Annotated in this window: 13 protein-coding genes; 12 read left to right on the forward strand and 1 reads right to left on the reverse strand. The window is 41.3% G+C overall.

Annotated features, from left to right (window positions below):
• Positions 1-11 precede the first annotated feature (11 nt).
• The 12 genes from G603_RS0100695 (at position 12) to G603_RS0100755 (ending at position 15499) form a co-directional block, all read left to right on the forward strand.
• The gene (locus G603_RS0100695) at positions 12-386 is read left to right on the forward strand and encodes a desulfoferrodoxin family protein (RefSeq protein ID WP_026525558.1); all 375 of its coding nucleotides are present in this window, start codon (positions 12-14) and stop codon (positions 384-386) included.
• Between the two features lie 282 nt (positions 387-668).
• On the forward strand, positions 669-1499 hold the full coding sequence (locus G603_RS0100700) for a hypothetical protein (RefSeq protein WP_026668996.1): 831 nt from the start codon (positions 669-671) through the stop codon (positions 1497-1499).
• 666 nt (positions 1500-2165) lie between these two features.
• Entirely contained in the window at positions 2166-4160 is a 1995-nt protein-coding gene (locus G603_RS0100710) for a 2-isopropylmalate synthase (RefSeq protein WP_026668997.1), read from the forward strand.
• A 119-nt stretch (positions 4161-4279) separates the two neighbouring features.
• Complete coding sequence (locus tag G603_RS0100715; RefSeq protein WP_026668998.1) at positions 4280-4711, forward strand: SCP2 sterol-binding domain-containing protein; 432 nt, start codon at positions 4280-4282, stop codon at positions 4709-4711.
• Positions 4712-4874: 163 nt separating this feature from the next.
• Positions 4875-6278, forward strand: a complete 1404-nt coding sequence (locus tag G603_RS0100720) for an NAD(P)/FAD-dependent oxidoreductase (protein WP_035791514.1) — start codon at positions 4875-4877, stop codon at positions 6276-6278.
• 4 nt (positions 6279-6282) lie between these two features.
• Positions 6283-7356 carry a peptidylprolyl isomerase gene (locus tag G603_RS0100725; protein ID WP_051207301.1) on the forward strand — a complete coding sequence of 358 codons (1074 nt, stop codon included), beginning with the start codon at positions 6283-6285 and terminating at the stop codon, positions 7354-7356.
• Between the two features lie 29 nt (positions 7357-7385).
• Positions 7386-8408 carry a right-handed parallel beta-helix repeat-containing protein gene (locus G603_RS0100730; protein WP_026669001.1) on the forward strand — a complete coding sequence of 341 codons (1023 nt, stop codon included), beginning with the start codon at positions 7386-7388 and terminating at the stop codon, positions 8406-8408.
• Between the two features lie 140 nt (positions 8409-8548).
• On the forward strand, positions 8549-9958 hold the full coding sequence (locus tag G603_RS0100735; protein ID WP_026525550.1) for an ABC transporter substrate-binding protein: 1410 nt from the start codon (positions 8549-8551) through the stop codon (positions 9956-9958).
• Positions 9959-10144: 186 nt separating this feature from the next.
• Positions 10145-11056 carry a carbohydrate ABC transporter permease gene (locus tag G603_RS0100740; RefSeq protein ID WP_026669002.1) on the forward strand — a complete coding sequence of 304 codons (912 nt, stop codon included), beginning with the start codon at positions 10145-10147 and terminating at the stop codon, positions 11054-11056.
• Complete coding sequence (locus G603_RS0100745; RefSeq protein ID WP_026525548.1) at positions 11049-11894, forward strand: carbohydrate ABC transporter permease; 846 nt, start codon at positions 11049-11051, stop codon at positions 11892-11894. The genes G603_RS0100740 and G603_RS0100745 overlap by 8 nt, the downstream gene beginning before the upstream one ends.
• Before the next feature lie 101 nt (positions 11895-11995).
• The gene (locus G603_RS21160; protein ID WP_051207303.1) at positions 11996-13882 is read left to right on the forward strand and encodes a sensor histidine kinase; all 1887 of its coding nucleotides are present in this window, start codon (positions 11996-11998) and stop codon (positions 13880-13882) included.
• Positions 13883-13933: 51 nt separating this feature from the next.
• Positions 13934-15499, forward strand: a complete 1566-nt coding sequence (locus tag G603_RS0100755) for a response regulator transcription factor (protein WP_035791516.1) — start codon at positions 13934-13936, stop codon at positions 15497-15499.
• A 79-nt stretch (positions 15500-15578) separates the two neighbouring features.
• Here the strand turns inward: G603_RS0100755 and G603_RS0100760 are convergent, their stop codons facing one another.
• Complete coding sequence (locus tag G603_RS0100760; RefSeq protein ID WP_207637052.1) at positions 15579-18119, reverse strand: bifunctional diguanylate cyclase/phosphodiesterase; 2541 nt, start codon at positions 18117-18119, stop codon at positions 15579-15581.
• Positions 18120-18256 lie beyond the last annotated feature (137 nt).

An 18256-nucleotide genomic window follows, 5' to 3' on the forward strand; every position in this document is an offset into this window, starting at 1 on the left:
GAGGTTTCGTTATGAAGTTCTACAAATGTGAGAAATGTGGTAGTTTCGTAATCAAGATCAATGAGGCAGCCTGCACACCCGTATGCTGCGGCGATCCCATGACAGAGCTCATCCCCGGCACATCAGACGGCGCTCATGAGAAGCACGTTCCCGTTGTTGAGGTGGATGGAAGCAAGATAACCGTTAAGGTTGGCGAAGTAGAGCATCCTATGATGGATAACCATTACATCCAGTACATTTGGCTCGAGACAGACAAGGGCTTTATGCAGAAATCTCTTACTCCTTCAGATAAGCCCTGCGCTGAGTTCGTTCTGGCAGACGGCGAGAAGGCTATTGCAGCTTATGAGTTCTGCAACCTTCACGGCCTCTGGAAGAAGGATATCTGATAAGATTTTTGAGGGACACCTCCTGCTTAAAAAGCAGGGGGTGTTTTTGTATGATCTGTTTAAACTTGACATTTTTAGCGGTACATGTTTTAATCACATTCGTTGTCTTTCAGACACACAGTTTGCGTTCAGCATACTGTTTTTCAAATGGATTGATATACATTTTCGGGGGATATGGTTTATCAATTTGAATACTGTGTTTTGCAATGCCATGAAATAGGAGAAATGGCTGTTGCTCAGCATGCTTTTTTATTGATGCCTGAAACTGAAGTATAGGAGGTATTGATTTTTTCTAAATATAGAAAGGATATTACAGAATTAATGGATGATTATTTAATGCAGTTGATTGCGAGAGAAAAAGAGTTGAAACGCGAGATAAGCAAAAGGAAAGAACGAATAAAGCAGGCCCCGGATGGGAATATGAGAATCGCTAAAAAGGGGAAATATTTCCAGTATTATAAAGGGAATATTGGGGAGAAGAACGGTAAATATATTCCAAAATCAGAAGAAGCACTTATTCTTTCGCTTGCTCAAAAGAGATATGATAAGACGTTTATTGAGCTGGGTGAGGAGGAATTAGCGTTAATATCAAATTTTCTCAAGAATTATACAAATAAAACGCGGGAAGTATTATCTCTATTCCCTGATGAACTGAAGAATAGGCTTGATTACGTAGATCTTCCTGATGAAGATTTCGTCAGGCAGTGGCAGAGGACTAAGTATCCGAAAAAGGCAATAGGTGATGATGTTCCAATGCATATAACAACAAGAGGAGAGCGTGTAAGATCGAAGTCGGAAGAGATGATAGCTAATGCACTTTTCAAGAAAGGAATTCCATATAGATATGAATTCCCGGTACTTTTGTATGACGGTTCATATAGACATCCTGATTTCATGGTGCTGGATGTAAGAACAAGAAAAGAAACATTTTGGGAACACTTGGGAATGCTGGATAAGCCGGAATATGTAGATAGAAATTTGAGGAAGTTCAGGGATTACGAAAGCTCTGGGATCTGCTTGGGACGAGATATGTTGGTTACTTATGAGAGTTCTAAGATGCCTCTTAACAGCAAAATTATAGACGACTTTATTCGCATTCATTTCGGTGTTTGAGATATTGGATTTTTAATCAGATAGATGATTCGTGAAAAATATTTCTTATATCTTGGTTTATTTGAAGGATTACAGCGAACGGTATTGGATAGGGGTGATTCGCAGTATAGATTAGTACTATTTACTGCGGGAATGACGGATTATGATTATCGCGCTGTATTGTATATGAAAGGATTACTGCGCGGAGAGTCATGGATGATTGGTGCGCAGCAATTTGAAGCATAAATTACTGCGATGTGACCGATATATGAAACGCGCGCAGTACTGAATAATATTGAAAGGCATAAATTACTGCGATGAGACTGAGAAACGAACCTAGCGCAGTATTGAAAAGAAATTGAAGGGTTTAATTGCAGCGGAAAGGGAGAATTAGGTGTTGGCCGCGGTAATACAAAAATTGGACAACAGAGTCGATGTTAAAATAAATCAATAAAAATGATTAAATATGCCCCTAGTTAAAATACTCTCAAGTGGTACAATAAAATACATCAACAAATAAATGCTAGAATTATTTACTGCATTAATTATGTACGGAAAAGCAAGGGTAAATTTAATGCTGATACATACCGATAAAAGATTTACCTGATTAGGAAGATGGCAACTTAGACTTTATCTCAAATCAGCACATAAGTTGCTACGTAAAAATATCACCTGAGGAGGAGCATTATGAAGAACTTCGAGAAGTATCAAAGGCAGTACTTTATGCCGCCAAAAGTTACATACGACTGGGTTAAGAAAGATTATCTTGATCACCCACCTATCTGGTGTAGTGTTGATCTTCGTGACGGTAATCAGGCACTTATAGAGCCAATGAGCCTTGATGAGAAGCTCGAATTCTTTACCATGCTTGTTAACCTTGGATTCAAGGAAATCGAGATCGGTTTCCCTGCAGCATCTGAGACAGAGTTTGAGTTTGCAAGAACACTTATCGAGAAGAACATGATTCCCGATGATGTTACCGTGCAGGTACTGACTCAGGCAAGAGAGCACATCATTAAGAGAACCTTTGAGGCTGTTAAGGGTGCTCCCAGAGCTATCATTCATCTTTACAATTCCACTTCCGTTGCTCAAAGAGAGCAGGTATTTAAAAAGAACAAAGAGGACGTAAAGCAGATCGCCATTGATGGTGCTAAACTCCTTGATAAGCTTGCAAAAGAGACCAAAGGAAACTTCTCTTTTGAGTATTCACCTGAGAGCTTCCCCGGAACAGAGGTTGACTATGCAGTAGAAGTCTGCAACGCAGTTCTTGATGTTTGGAAGCCTACAAAGGAAAATAAGGTTATCATCAATATTCCTACAACTGTTGAGATTGCAATGCCTCACGTATTTGCAACCCAGGTTGAGTATATTCACAAGAATCTTAAATATCGCGATGCTGTAACACTTTCACTTCATCCTCACAATGACAGAGGATCAGGAATAAGTGATGCCGAGCTTGGATGCCTTGCAGGAGCAGACCGCATCGAGGGTACACTTTTCGGAAACGGTGAGCGTACAGGTAACGTTGATATCGTTACTCTTGCCATCAATATGTATTCACATGGCGTTGATCCCAAGCTTGATTTCAGCAGAATTAATGAGATCGGTGCAACCTATGAGCGTCTTACAAGAATGAGAATATTTGAGAGACAGCCCTATGCAGGACAGCTGGTATTCACAGCCTTCTCAGGTTCTCATCAGGATGCCATCAGTAAGGGCTTCTCCTGGCATGACGCAGGAAAAGATAACGGAATATGGAGCGTTCCCTATCTGCCCATCGACCCCAAGGATCTTGGAAGAGAGTACGACGGAGATGTTATCAGAATCAATTCTCAGTCCGGAAAGGGCGGCGTAAGCTACATCCTCAAGACCAACTATGGCATGATGGTTCCCAAAGAAATGCAGGCTGACATCAGCTACACCATCAAGGATGTATCAGACAGAGAGCATGCTGAGCTGGCACCCGGACGTATTTATCAGATATTTGAGGATAAGTATGTTCACAACGAATCTGTATTTAAGGTAAATGAAGTTCACTTTAAGCAGGTTAACGGTATTCTTTGTGAGGTTACCATTTCTCATGCAGGAAAAGATCACGTTATTGAGGCAAACGGAAATGGTCGTCTCGATGCTGTAAGTAATGCATTTAAGCAGTATTTTGGAGTAAGCTATGAGCTTACAGTTTACGAGGAACACGCACTTAGCAGAGGTTCTTCTTCAAAGGCCTGCACCTATGTGGGAATCACCTGCGATGGCAAGAAGTTCTGGGGTGTAGGAATTGACGAAGATATCATCAGATCCTCCATCAATGCTTTGACAGTAGCTGTAAATCAGCTTGATGATGTGAAGAAGAGCACAGATGGCAAGGATGAGAGAATAAGCGCTATCCTTAATTACATTCAGGAGAATTACCTGACAGTTACTCTTGATGATCTCTCTAAGGAGTTCTATCTTTCAAAGCCTTATCTTTCCAAATATATTAAGGAAAAATCAGGCATGACCTTTGGCGAGAACGTTAAGAAGATCCGTCTTAAGAAGGCAAGTATTCTTCTTAAAAACGGCAACATGAAGGTTGAGCGTGTTGCAGAGGCAGCAGGCTATCAGAACGTTGAACACTTCAACAGATTGTTCAAGAAAAAGTACGGTATGACACCTGTTCAGTATCGCAGCAACAGTCGATGACAGAAAATGAATTTAAAAATTTGCTAAATTAGCGGTTAAGTGATAACATTTTGGCAGTATCACAGCGTAAGGGCTGAGGGAAATACACATTCAATTCTTTAAGAGGAGGACATGAAAAAATGACATACGAAGAGGTTGTTTCAAAGGTAAGAGAAGCACTTGCAGGCGTTGATGTAAGCAGCGTATCAGAGCATACAGCTATTCAGGTCAACGTTACAGGTGAGGGCGAAGGCGCTTTTTATATCGAGGTTCAGGATGGAAAAGTTAATGTTGAGCCTTACGATTACTTCGACCGCGATGTTCTTATCTATGCTTCTGCAGAGGATATTATCGGTGTGGCAGAAGGTAAGGTTGACGTTGTAAATGCTTATCTTACAGGCAAGATCGTAGCAGAAGGTGACCTTAGAAAGGCTGAGTTCTTAAAGAACGCAAGCAAGGAAAAGGCTGCTGCACCTGCTAAGAAGGCTGCTGCAAAGAAGCCTGCAACAAAGAAGCCTGCGGCTAAGAAGACCACAGCTAAGAAAGCACCGGCAAAGAAAACTGCCAAGTAATAATCTGATCAGACAATATTAGATATGGAAGGTGGCTGCTGAGTTTTTCGGCAGCCATTTTTTATTTCTTTTTTAGTAGGAAATACATGGAAATTCCATTAAAATATATGTATAATGCGAAAGCACAATTTTGTTTTTGAATATAAAAAGAGGAAGGAAAAATATGGCAACAAAAAATGTAGACGTACTTATTATTGGTGCAGGACCGGGAGGCATATTCTGTGCTTATGAGCTTATTCACAAGCGCCCGGACCTGAAGGTAATGATAGTTGAAAAAGGAAGATCAATAGAGAAAAGACAGTGCCCTAAGCGTACAACAGGAAAATGTGTAGGCTGCAAGCCCTGTTCAATTACAACAGGCTTTGCGGGAGCAGGCGCTTTTTCAGATGGAAAGCTTTCTCTTTCTCCTGATGTAGGCGGAACGCTTCCCGATATTCTCGGTTATGATGAGGCTACTAAGCTTATAAATGAGTCCGATGAGATATATCTTTCCTTTGGTGCCGACAAGAGCGTTTATGGTGTAAATAAAGAGGAGCAGATCAGAGATATCAGAAGAAAGGCTATTAACGCCAATCTGAAGCTGGTTGAGTGCCCCATCAGACACCTTGGAACAGAAGAGGGCTATAAGATTTACAGTAAGCTTCAGGAGCATCTTTCTGAAAATGGCGTAGAGCTTAAATTCAACACCATGGTTGAGAAAATCCTCGTTGAAGACGGCGCAGCAACAGGTGTATGCACATCTGACGGTGAGACCATCTATGCAAAAGAGATCGTATCAGCTGTAGGCCGTGAGGGCGCTGACTGGTTCAGAGCTCAGTGCGAGAAAATCGGAATTGAGACCAAGCCCGGTACTGTTGACGTAGGCGTACGTGTAGAAGTAAGAGACGAAGTAATGCAGAGCCTTAATGAGAACCTTTATGAGGCTAAGCTTATTTATCATACCAAGACCTTTGATGACAAGGTTAGAACCTTCTGTACCAACCCTTCAGGCGAAGTGGCTACAGAATATTATGAAGGCGGCCTTGCAGTGGTTAACGGACATGCATACAAGAGCGCAGAGTATAAGACCAACAATACCAATTTTGCTCTGCTTGTATCCAAGAATTTCACCAAGCCTTTCAAGACTCCCATCGAATATGGTAAGAAGATCGCCGAGCTTGCAAACATGCTTTGCGATGGCAAAATCCTTGTTCAGACCTATGGTGACTTTAAGAGAGGCAGAAGAACAACCGATGAGCGTCTTGCCAGAAATAACCTTATTCCCACACTTAAGGATGCAGTACCCGGTGACCTTTCGCTGGTATTTCCTCACAGAATAATGGTTGACCTTGATGAGATGATCCAGGCCCTTGATAAGGTAACTCCCGGAATCGCATCCGAGGAGACACTTCTCTATGGCGTAGAGGTTAAATTCTATTCCAACAAGGTTATTGTAAATAAAGACTTTGAGACCAGCATTAAGAATCTTCGCGCAATTGGAGACGGTGCAGGAATAACAAGAGGACTTCAGCAGGCAAGTGCCAACGGACTTTGCGTTGCCAGAAGCATCCTTGCAAAAATGAGCTGATAACATGAGACGATATGGAAGTTTTTGGGGTAAAATAAAAAAGTTTATCGCCTGTGGTCTTATGATTACCTGTATGTTTTCATTTAGCGGCTGCGATAATTTAAAGGGCTCCAAGGTGGTTTTTACAACCGGATTTTTGAATGATGAGCTTTTCAGAATAGAGGACAGCTCCTGCATGAAATCTGAGTTTCTGGTATATCTTGTGAACTCACAGAACATGTATGTTCAGGGCCTTGGAGAAGAAATTTTTGCGGTAAAAGCAGGCGACCAGACCATGGAGGAGAGCATAAAAGCTGACTGCCTTTCCACCATTTCACAGGTTAAGGCCATGAATCTTCTTGCAGCGGACACAGGGATAGAGCTCACTGATCCGGAAAAAGAGCAGGCAAACGAAGCTGCGACGGAATATTTTGAATCATTAAATGCCGATGAGATTGCTGGAATGGGTGGTATTACACAGGAGCAGCTTGCTTTGATGTATCAGGAGTATGCCACAGCAAACAAACTTTACGATTACATTATTCGCGATATCAATCCTGAGATAAGCGATGACGAAGCAAGAACCATCACTGTTGAGCAGATAGTTTTAAATACCTGGACTCTGGATTCTATGGGCGAGAAAGTGCCCATGAATACTACAGAGAAAAACAGTCTTAGGTCGACTGCTTCTCAGATCCTTCAGCAGCTTTATGATGGAACTGATTTTGACGTGCTGATAGAACAGTACAATGAAGCGGAGGAAGGAACCGTTTCCTTCGGTAAGGGAGAGGTTGATCCGATTTTGGAGGATGCTGCCTTTAACCTGGATAACGGCGAGATCAGCGGAATTGTTGAGACAGAGGATTCATACGTGATCCTTAAGTGCGTCAGCACCTTTAACCGTGAAGAGACTGAGGCTAATAAAGTCAGGATTGTTGAAGAGAGAAAGCGAGAGGTTTTCGGAAAACAGTACAATGAATACGCCGCGGGGCTTTCAAGAATATTCAACAATGAGCTTTGGAAAAAAATAAAAATTAACTACTCGGAGAACATGACTACCACATCCTTTTTTGATGTGTATCAAAAGCACTTTAAATAGTATGTTTTAAGGAAGTAGAGGGTTTTGCTATGAAGAGAAGAAATAAGATTTTTGAAATGGCACTACTGACAGCAGGAGCTGTATGCTTATGCTTTTCTTTTTCGGGCGGCATGAGGGTAAGAGCTGCTTTGGATGTTAATGTATCCGAGTATGGCGCGCTCCCTAATGATGGAAAAGATGACACAGAGCAGATAAACAGGGCTATCCGCGAGGTTTCGGAAGCAGGTGGTGGTACTGTAAATCTCGACTCAGGCGAATTCAATATTTCCACTCCTATTCAGATAGGAATAGAGCTTAAGGATAATGTCACCTTAAATATGACAGGCAGTACTGTTTTAAGGCTTAAGCCCAACGACAAAGGGTACTATGATTATATAGCCATCAAAAATGCTCACAATGTCACCATTAAGGGCGGTAAGATTTATGGCGATAAAAAGCAGCACGGCAAGGATTCCGAGGACTGTCATGCAGTCTGCATCAAGGATTCCAAGAACGTAAAGCTTGAGAATGTAAAGATTTATGATGCAGTTACTGATGGTATTTATCTTGGCACCATGAATGACAGTGATAATCTCTATGGCTGCAGCAAAATCACCATTAAGAAATGTACTATATCAAACAGCGGCAGAAATAACATCGGTATCGTAGATGCAGATAATGTGACAATTGATGGCTGCACTATTAAGAAGGCAAAAGGGAAAGCACCTCAGTGCGGAATCCTCATTGAGCCCACCACAAACGGTGGCAAGGTTATAAAGGATCAGATCTGCTCGAATATTACTATCAAAAATACCAAGATCACCTGTGTTAAAAAGGGTGACAGAAATGGTCAGTTTTTTGCAATCATGATCCTCAATCCATATTATTACGCAGGGAAAAATAATGTCGTTGCCAAGAAGGTTACAATAGATAAATGTAATCTTGGAGGTGATGCAGGTAATTATTCAGGACAGAAGGTAACCCTTAAGAACACCACTGTAAAAGGTACTTTCTACGATCATAAGGGCACTAAGATAAAGAAGTGCAAGATCAGTAAATTATATAAATTCTAAAATTCAGAATGAAAATTACAAAAAAAATTTCGAAATCCTCATTTTTTAATGAGGATTTTTTTTTCATAATAAACAGGTAACAAACATAAATGAAGGCGCAACTATCTGACAAAAATGCGCTAAAGAAGGGAAGGTTACATATGAAAAAGAAGTTAATTAGTACAATGATGAGCCTTACAATGGCTGCAGGTCTTCTTGCTGGATGTGGCAACAGTGCTGCTACAACTACAGAGACCGCTGATTCAACAGCTAGTACAGAGGCATCCGAGGAGACAGCTGAGGCTACTGCTGAGGAGAGCACAGAGGAAGCTGCTGAGGAGACAACAGAAGAGACAACAGAGGCTGCTGAGTCAGGTGACAAGGTAACACTTAGCATCTACACACAGTATGCTGATGACGATACCAAGGTTCCTTATGACTACGCAGTAGAGCAGCTTGCAGAAGCTTATCCCAATGTTGAGCTTAACCTCATCGTTCAGGCTCAGGATGATGGACAGACACTTAAGACTCTTGCAGCTACAGGTCAGCTCCCTGACATCTATCAGGCTAGTACAGATCTTATTAATACATTCCGTGAGAGTAACCAGATCATGGTTCTCAATGATGTTGCACAGTCAACAGGCTTCCTTGATAAGCTCTATGATGCAAACAAGGATCTTGCTTATGCAGAAGACGGTAACATCTACGCATTTCCTTTCTCAGGACAGGAATATGTACTTTGGTACTACAACAAGCAGCTCTTCGAGGAGAACGGACTTGAAGTTCCTAAGACATATGATGACTTAAAGAACTGCATCGATACATTCACAGCAGCAGGCATCACACCTCTTGCACTTTTTGGTCAGGAAGGCTGGAACACAGCAGCTGCTTATGACGTAATCGCAACTCGTTACGCTGAGGGCGGCATCAAGGCTCTTGATGACCAGAGCGCAACAATCACAGATCAGGGTTATGTAGACGCTGCTAAGACAATGGAAGAGCTTGTTGCGGCAGGTCTTTATCAGAAGGATGCAACAACAACCAACTACGACCAGGCTTCAGAAATGTTCCTTTCAGGCAACGCTGCAATGTTCATCAACGGCCAGTGGTACATCGAGGATGCTACAAAGGGCCTTGGCGACAACGTAGACTGGATGTTCTATCCTGCAGCTGACGAAGCTTCATACGAGGCTGGTAAGAGTGCATTCTCAGGCGGCGGCAGTGCCTCAGGTTTCGCAGTAAATCCTGATTCTCAGAACCCTGAGCTTGCTGCAGAAGTTGCTGAGTTCATCACAGAGAAGTACTGTGAGGCAAAGGTTATGTATCGTCACAATCCTCTTGTTGCAATCGACACAGGTAAAGAGCCTGATTCAGAGTATCCTGCAATGATGAAGAAGCTTTCAGATACACTTCCTTCAATCACATCAACAACAAAGTTCACATGGGGACTTACAAACTCAACATTCAACGATGGTATCCAGTCTGAGACACAGGGGCTTGTATCCGGTCAGTTCTCAGCAGATGAGTTCATCGAAGACATGACTGACATTATGGCAGATATGAACGATTAAAGATTAGGAAGGTCACAGACAACATGCTTGCATGGTTGTCTGTGACTTTACTAATCGAGCGAACATGAGGGAGTAGCGCGATAGCGCGGATCCCGAATGTTCGTAGGATTTCGAGAGCTTCGAAGAAGCGTAGAAATCCGTATCATTCATAACAACAAGCTACTAAAACTAACTTGAGGATTTCTTATGAAAAAATACATGGGCAACAAGCTTGCCATTTTGCTTTTTATAGCTCCGGCTCTTGCAATATTTATATTATTTGATTTTATTCCGATCGTTCAGGTATTCGGCTACAGCTTTACTGACTGGAACGGTCTCACAATGCCTACTTTTACAGGCCTTAAAAACTACATCAAACTTTTTGGAGACAAAGTATTCGTTACATCCAATCGCAATCAGCTTATTTTTGCGATCATAATTACCGTCTATCAGATGTTGTTCGCTACTGTATTTGCGATCACCATTTCAGATAAAAAGATGAAGGGTAGAAAGTTCCTGCGCATTGCATACTTCATTCCCGTTATTCTATCAGTAACCGTTGTTTGCCAGCTTTGGGGATCAATCTTCAATGGTAACGGACTTCTCAATAAGCTCTTTGAAGCAGCAGGTTCTGACTACTCACAGAACTGGCTTGGAGATCGTTATAAGGCTATTTACGTTATCTCCTTTGTCAATGCATGGCAGTGGATGGGATACCAGTTTGCACTTATCGTAGCAGGTATCAAATCAATTCCCAGCGATTACTACGAAGCAGCAAAAATCGATGGTTGCTCCAATGTAAGAGCTCACAGAAAGATTACAATTCCGCTTCTTGCTGAGACTTACAAGTTCTGCCTTATCATCTCTGTTACAGGTGGTATCAAAGCCTTCACCGAGATGAATATTTTGACAGGCGGTGGCCCCAACAAGTCCACTTATACACTTACATACATGATGTACAATGCAGCGTTTAAGAAGTCAGATTACGGCTACGGTCTTGCAGCTGCCACAGTCATGGTACTTGAGTGCATGATGGTTATGCTTCTCATTAACTTCATTTTCCGTGACAAGGATCAGGGAAAGGAAGAAGAAAAATCAAGGAGGAAGAGAAATGCTTGAAGAAAAGAAACGTTCATTTTGGCATTATGTCTTTGTGGCATTTTGCTGGATCTATGCAGCATTTTCCCTTTATCCGTTGATTTGGATGCTGTTTTACTCATTTAAAAATAACCAGGAGATTTTCGTAACTAATCCCTTTGGTTTTCCCTGGCCGCTTCACTTTGAAAACTATGTGACAGCCTGGACCAAATATGATGTACCGCTGTACTTTATGAACTCTCTTATTGTTTCCATAGGAACTGTTGCAATTACAATCGTAAGCGCACTGCTTTTCTCCTATGCGACCAGCAGAATGGTATGGAAGCTTAAGACCTTCACAAGACTTTTTGTGGGACTTGGTATGTTCATCCCGGTACAGGCAATCATGATTCCTGTAGTAAAAATAGTTCAGCAGTTTAACATGATGGGAACCAGATGGTCCCTGATTTTTCCTTACGTGGCAATTAACCTTGCATTTGCCTGCATGGTTTACTACGGATTCTTCAAGGGTATACCGATCGAGCTTGAGGAGGCAGCCTGCATGGACGGCGCCAACATTTTCCAGACCTTTTTCCTCATCATCGAGCCCCTTGTAAGACCGGCAACAGTTACCCTTGTTATTTACATATTCTTAAATGCATGGAATGAATTCATTCTTGCAAACGTAGTTGTGGGAAGCATTGCAGAGCTCAAGACACTGCCTCTCGGTGTCCTGTTCTTCCAGGGCGAGTTCACAACCGACTGGGGCGGCATGGGAGCAACAATGGTTATCGCCAGCTTCCCTGCAATTATCGTTTACACCCTCTTCTCCGAACAGGTAGAGAACGCAATGACTATCGGCGGAGCCGTTAAAGGTTAATTCAAAACTACCCATACCGGAATATAAGAAGCCTGGGGCCCCAGGCTTCTTTATTATTCGGTATGGGTAGTTTTGTGTGATATAATACTGTCATGAGTGATATGACAGTAAAGGAAATGGAAAGGCTTCACGGTAGATCGCGGAAGCCTTTTCGTAATATTTCATTAAAATATAAGATTGCATTTTTTACAGCGCTTGTGGCACTTATTCCTATGTTGACACTGGCGCTTCTTATGGTTTTCTTTTATAGCCGTGCCACACTTGAGCGAGGTAACAGACAGATTCAGGAAAATATCAGGATCATGTCTGACAGAATCGGTGCGGTGCTTGATAATGGTACGGTCTGTTCCAACAACTTCACCATTTCTGTAAGTAATTACTATAATGACAGATCCATAAAAAGTGTCACCAGGGAAAGTAAGATTCTCTCGGAGATGACCCAGGATTTGCTGATCTACAGAGGAATAGATTCCATTGTTTACCTAAATGATACCGGGCTTTTTATAACTACTGATCCTGCCCTTGAAAAAATGGAGGCTGACATCAGAAGCAGCGATTATATTGCGCAGCTTAAGGATACAAACGGTGTAACTTATCTCATGGATGCTGGAAATAATCCCATGAGCTACGAGGGCAGAGAGATTGTGACTCTTGGAAAAAGAGTTATCAATACCGTCACAGGTTCGGGAATGGGCTACGTCCTTATAAATATGGATAAGCCCAACCTTGTAAAATCTGCCAAAAGTGAGATTAGCTCATATTTTCTCTATGACAGAAAAGGATATTGCATAAGCGATGTCTTTGAGGATGAAATCTGGCAAAGCCCGGAACTTCGGGACAGACTTTTTCTGGGAGAGGACTCTGAGTTTGTTTTTAATGGAAAAAATGCAAGGATCACCTTCGGAGACGGAGTAGTAGAGCATGATACCGAGCTTTCAAAACTGATCGGTGCAAGTGATGAGAGCGCACTTTTGTATTATGACGGCGCGACCTATCTGATCGGAAGAGCGGAACTGACCAATTATCACTGGAGTCTTATCGGTATCACCAATCTAAATAAGTTCAATGTCACAGGTGAAGAGCTTCGCTTTATTATGGGCATCACAACGGGTATTGCGGTTATTCTTCTTTTGATCTCTATCGTTATCTCGGTAACGCTGGTTACAAGGCCTCTTAGGGTTCTTCACGATGGCGCAGAGCAGATAGCGGAAGGGGATATGAGCGTCCGTTTCCACTTTAAGACCAGGGATGAAATTGGTCAGCTTGGACGAATTTTTAACTATATGACTGAGCGCAACAGAGAGCTTCTTATCAAGGTGGATGAGGAAGCTAAGAAAAAGCGCGAATACGAGCTAGCCCTTATTCAGGAGCAGGTAAAACCGCACTTTTTGTATAATACGTTGGATATTATCATCATGCTTATCGAGATGAGCAGAAGCAGGGAAGCGGCAAGAGTTACCCAGAAGCTTGCCAATTACTACAAGAATTCCCTGTCCGGTAGTGATGAGATAGTAACCGTAGAGCGAGAAATACAGATCACGAGAGATTATCTGGATCTTCAGGTCATGAGGTATGGCGATAAGTTTAAATACAGATTTGATGTGGATGAAAACATAATGCAGGTGGACATCCCCAAAATGACCCTGCAGCCCCTTGTGGAAAATGCCATCTACCACGGCCTTAAATATAAAGAAAACTGGGGCACCATAGAGATTACTGGTAAGGTCATTAGCGATGAGGACAAGGCTGTTATCATGGTAAGGGATGACGGAATCGGAATGGAAGAACAGCGCCTTAAAGAAATGCAGGATACTCTTGAAAGCGGTGAGATTCTTGAGGATGAAGATAAAAAGCATTTTGGCGTGTACAGCGTTGACCACAGAATGCGCCTTTACTACGGAGATGAGTACGGGATCACTGTAGACAGCACCTACGGCGAAGGATCAACTGTTACAGTCAGCATTCCTCTGACACAAAACAAGGCATAAGGCGCAAGCTAAATGCTACATGCAATTTGCAAAGCTACTAGGAGCAGTTTTATGAATAAGATAATGATAGTCGATGATATGCCGATTTTTCTGGAATATCTAAGAGGCTGTATAGACTGGAATTCATATGGATTTGAGATATGCTGCGAGGCCCATGACGGCAGGGAAGCTCTTGAGAAAATGGAGGAGTTTTTGCCTGATGTGGTGCTGACGGATATCACCATGCCCTATTTAAACGGCCTTGAGCTCTCCGAGGAGATAGTGAAAAATTATCCCGACACGGCGGTGATTCTGATCACGGGCAATAACGAATTCGAATACGCAAGAAAAGCAGTAAAAATAGGCGTCTGCGATTATATAGTTAAGCCCTTTGAAAAAGAAGAACTGATCCTTAGTCTTCTTAAACTCCAGGACAATATTGGAAAAGCAGTGGAGAATGACGACAGTGAAGGAACTGTGGAAGATGCCGGTATGCAGGAAAAGCTTCGCAAACTCATATATTCTGCCCAGAATCAGTCGGAGGATGAGATTATAGACGACCTTGGTGTTAAAGGAAAATATCCTCTTCTTGCAGTTTGCAGCCTTGCAAAAAGCATGAACAAATCCGCCATGGAAGTGGAGCAGGTAATGAACTGGGAGCAGATGTTTGTGAGAATGCTTCGCGGCAGAATTGAGATTGATGGAGATTACAGACTTTTTCACGACTATGAGAATAATATTGTGGTACTGCTTTCCTTTGACAGCACAGAAAAAAGAAATCAGTACAAGGGCTATGAATTTGTGGATCTGTCCCAGATCATCAAGAGCCAGCTGGATATGGAGATGGTGACCTGCATGAGCGAGCCTGAAAACGGCTACAGCGGAATACATGATCTCTATGAGAAAATCCTTTCAAAGCTTTCTGAAAAGACCACGGAATCTCTTATTGATCTTAGGGTGACAGCAGGCAAAAACGGTGAATTCAAGGTAAAACAGCAGATTTCGCTGGATGCAGTTTTCAGGCTGAACCGCGACCTTGAAACTCTGCAGGCTGATGATGCAAGAGATGCGATTACAGAGATATGGGACAGGATGGCTCAGAGCGATTCACCAATGGCAGATATAAACATATTGTCAGGGGCTGTGAGCGTCCTTTTGACCAATATCATACAATCTGGATTTTCAATAGAAGCAATCTACGGTAAGGGTTTTTCTCCCGAAAAAGAGCTTATGTCCATCAGCACAAGAGAGGGCATGAGAGATAAGATAATCGAGATGTATGAGAAGAGGATTGAGTTCCAAAAGTCCAAGGAGGACTCCAAATCCCATAGCATTGCCGTCGCAGCAAAGGAATACATCGAGAATAATTACCACAACAATCAGCTTTCAATTGCAGATATTTCCGATGCGCTTTTAGTAAATCAGACATATCTCAGGCGCATGTTTAAGGCAGAGATGAATATGACACTTCAGGAATACATGACTCAGTACCGCATGCACAAGGCGAAAAAACTGATTTTAGAGACCGATGAAAAGCTTGCAGAGATTGCAGAGGATGTGGGCTACAGCGATGTGAGCTATTTTTCCAACTGCTTTAAAAAGTTTTATGGGGTATCACCCAGAAGTATGCAGAAATAATTTAAAAGACCATAGCGCGGTTCCTTTTCAGGTTCCACACTATGGTCTTTTCTATAAGAACATTGTCCATGTATTTCGGTTATATATTTTTGAATCTTTGTTTGTATTCATACATATTCTTGTCAGCCTGTTCAAAGATTTTGTTAACGGAAGAGCTTTTGTCTCCGAGGGCATACCCCACTGCGATGGTGACTTCACCCTTAACCCGGTTTTCATTATTTTTTGCTTCTAATACACTTAACAAATAATCAATTTTCTTATAGTCATAACCTTGGGCAATTGCAACAAATTCGTCACCGCCAATTCTGAATACAGGGCTGTGAGCGAATGTTTCGCAAATTATTTTACATCCGCTTTTAATATATTCATCACCCTTTTTATGACCGAATGTATCATTTATATATTTTAAATTATTCAGATCAAACACTATGATTGCATAGTCCTTAGCATTACCTTCAGCCAACTGATTGTTTAAAGTCGTTTCTGCTGCAGTATAAGCATGCTTGTTCTTTATACCGGTCAGGGCATCGGTTGTGGCAAGATTTTCAGCGTCTGCCAGGGCTTCTGTAAATTCGGCTTCCTTTCTTACCTGATTATCAATGTTGATCAGTCCGACAATCATTTTAGAATCATCATTTTCCTTGGACAGAACTGCTCTGAGTTCAAAGAAAGTGGGCTTATCATCAATGATAAGTCTGTAGATATGTGAGAAGATGCCGTCATTTTCTAATGTGCTGAGGATATTGTTTTTATTTACCTTGCGCAAGAATTCTGCTAAATCATCCTTATAAATGGCAGATTTTATTCTGCGATTGGTTTCATCAAAAAAGTCGGTTCCCTTGGCGTTTCCTCCTATAAATGCTTCGCCTTCTGTGGTTTTGTATATAGTAAAAGAATCATCAATCAGATCAATGCAATATATAGCATAGAAGTTTCCGCATAAATTAGCCATTCGAGAATAAATAGCCCGTTCTTCTCTAATTTTCTCATATGCTTGCAGTTGTTTGATTCGAGGATCGACGTTATATATACCTATGATCAGATGATTGCTGTTATTCGTTTCCGGCACAGCCTTGAAATTAACATACCGTATGCCGTAGCTGTCATTGGCTCTGTAAGTGATAGAGAACATTCCATTATCATGTATGTTCTTCAATATATTTTCCTTTGTGCAGAGAGTTTTAAACATTTCTCTGTCTTCTTCGTAGGTTTTACCCTCTGTGTCATTCTGGGCGTCAAAGAAGAAATCCTCACCTCTTTTTTCAATTGTTACATTGCTATTAGAATCGTCAAAACGATATTCGGCATAATTATTCGTCTCTAAATCGACGAAGTACATAGTAATATAATCTTCCGAGAGAGAACGGATGATTTGATTAAATGATAAAAAATCTATTTTTTTCTCTGATGCCTCTGATGAAAGAATTGTAAGCCAAAAGGCGGTTTTGCCTGTCTCAGAGTTATGTGCGATTTTTTGGAGCATAAGATGAACTGTTATTCCTGAAGGCAATTTGTCGTCTACAATTATCGTGTCATCACTATTGATGCAATTTTTTATAGCATTAAAGGTAAGTGATCCGGGTACACCATCACCGGTGACGGTACTGAATGTATGCAGCTCCTTATTATCAGGGAAATTATCATATACAAACGCTTTCATTGTGGTATTACAGCGCAAAATAGTTATCTGATCATTATAATATTCCATGACTGCTGCAGGAATAATTTCGGTTTTACTGGTTTGACCGTGTATATCTTTTACGCCGATTGTCTGGTGGAGATTTATTCTGTCAATAGCATCGAAGTAATATGATTCTGTGGCACTTTCGAGCCATAAAAAATGTTTGTTTGCACTGAAATTATCAAATAACTGTTGTACAGCCTGCGGTCTGCAGAAGAAGTATCCCTGATGCTTGGAACAGCCTACTTCCTTTAAGAAATCCACTTGCTTTTGGGTTTCAACGCCTTTTGCTACAGTTTCGATTCCATATGAAGTGGCCATATTTACAAGACTTGACAGTGCTTTAACGGCGTTATCATTATCCGGAATCTGCCTTACAATATCCATATTGAATTTCAGAGTATCAAAATGAAGCTTCTGAGCAAGCAAAAGCGAAATGTCACCTTTACCATAATCATCAAGCTCAATCCGATATCCCAATTTTTGTAATTTTGAAAGGTGTTCTGTTATTTTATGATATTCTATTGCAGTAGAACCTGCAGAGATTTCAAAAGCAATAAGATTTTTTGAAATACCGGATTTCGAGACCTTCTTATCTATTATGTTTATAATATCTGCAGATTGAAAATCGAGTTGGGAAAAATTGATTGATGTTGATACAATCGGAACATTATTATCAATCTGTCTTTGCATCTTTTCCAGAATCTTATCCAGAATGAACAAATCCAGACGATTTACAGCACCGGCCTCTTCCAGGACAGGAATAAAATCTTTGGGATTAAGAACGCCTAATACCGGATCATCCCACCGTGCCAAGGCTTCTTCTTCACATACTTTTCCATTTGACGAACGAACTATAGGCTGGATATATATTTCAATCCAACCATTCTCTATTGCCCGGTCAAAATTATTCAATAAATATTCGTTCCTGTTTTCCAAAATGTAATTCTTTTGCATACGGTCACCTATATGAAAGAACTAAATTACAAACAAAGTTGAATATAATTACATACATATTATATCAAATTAATGAACAAAAAACCAATTGTTAGCACTCTGTTGTTATGAGTGCTAAT

This window comes from Butyrivibrio sp. AE3006, assembly GCF_000424165.1.
Lineage (GTDB): Bacteria > Bacillota > Clostridia > Lachnospirales > Lachnospiraceae > Butyrivibrio.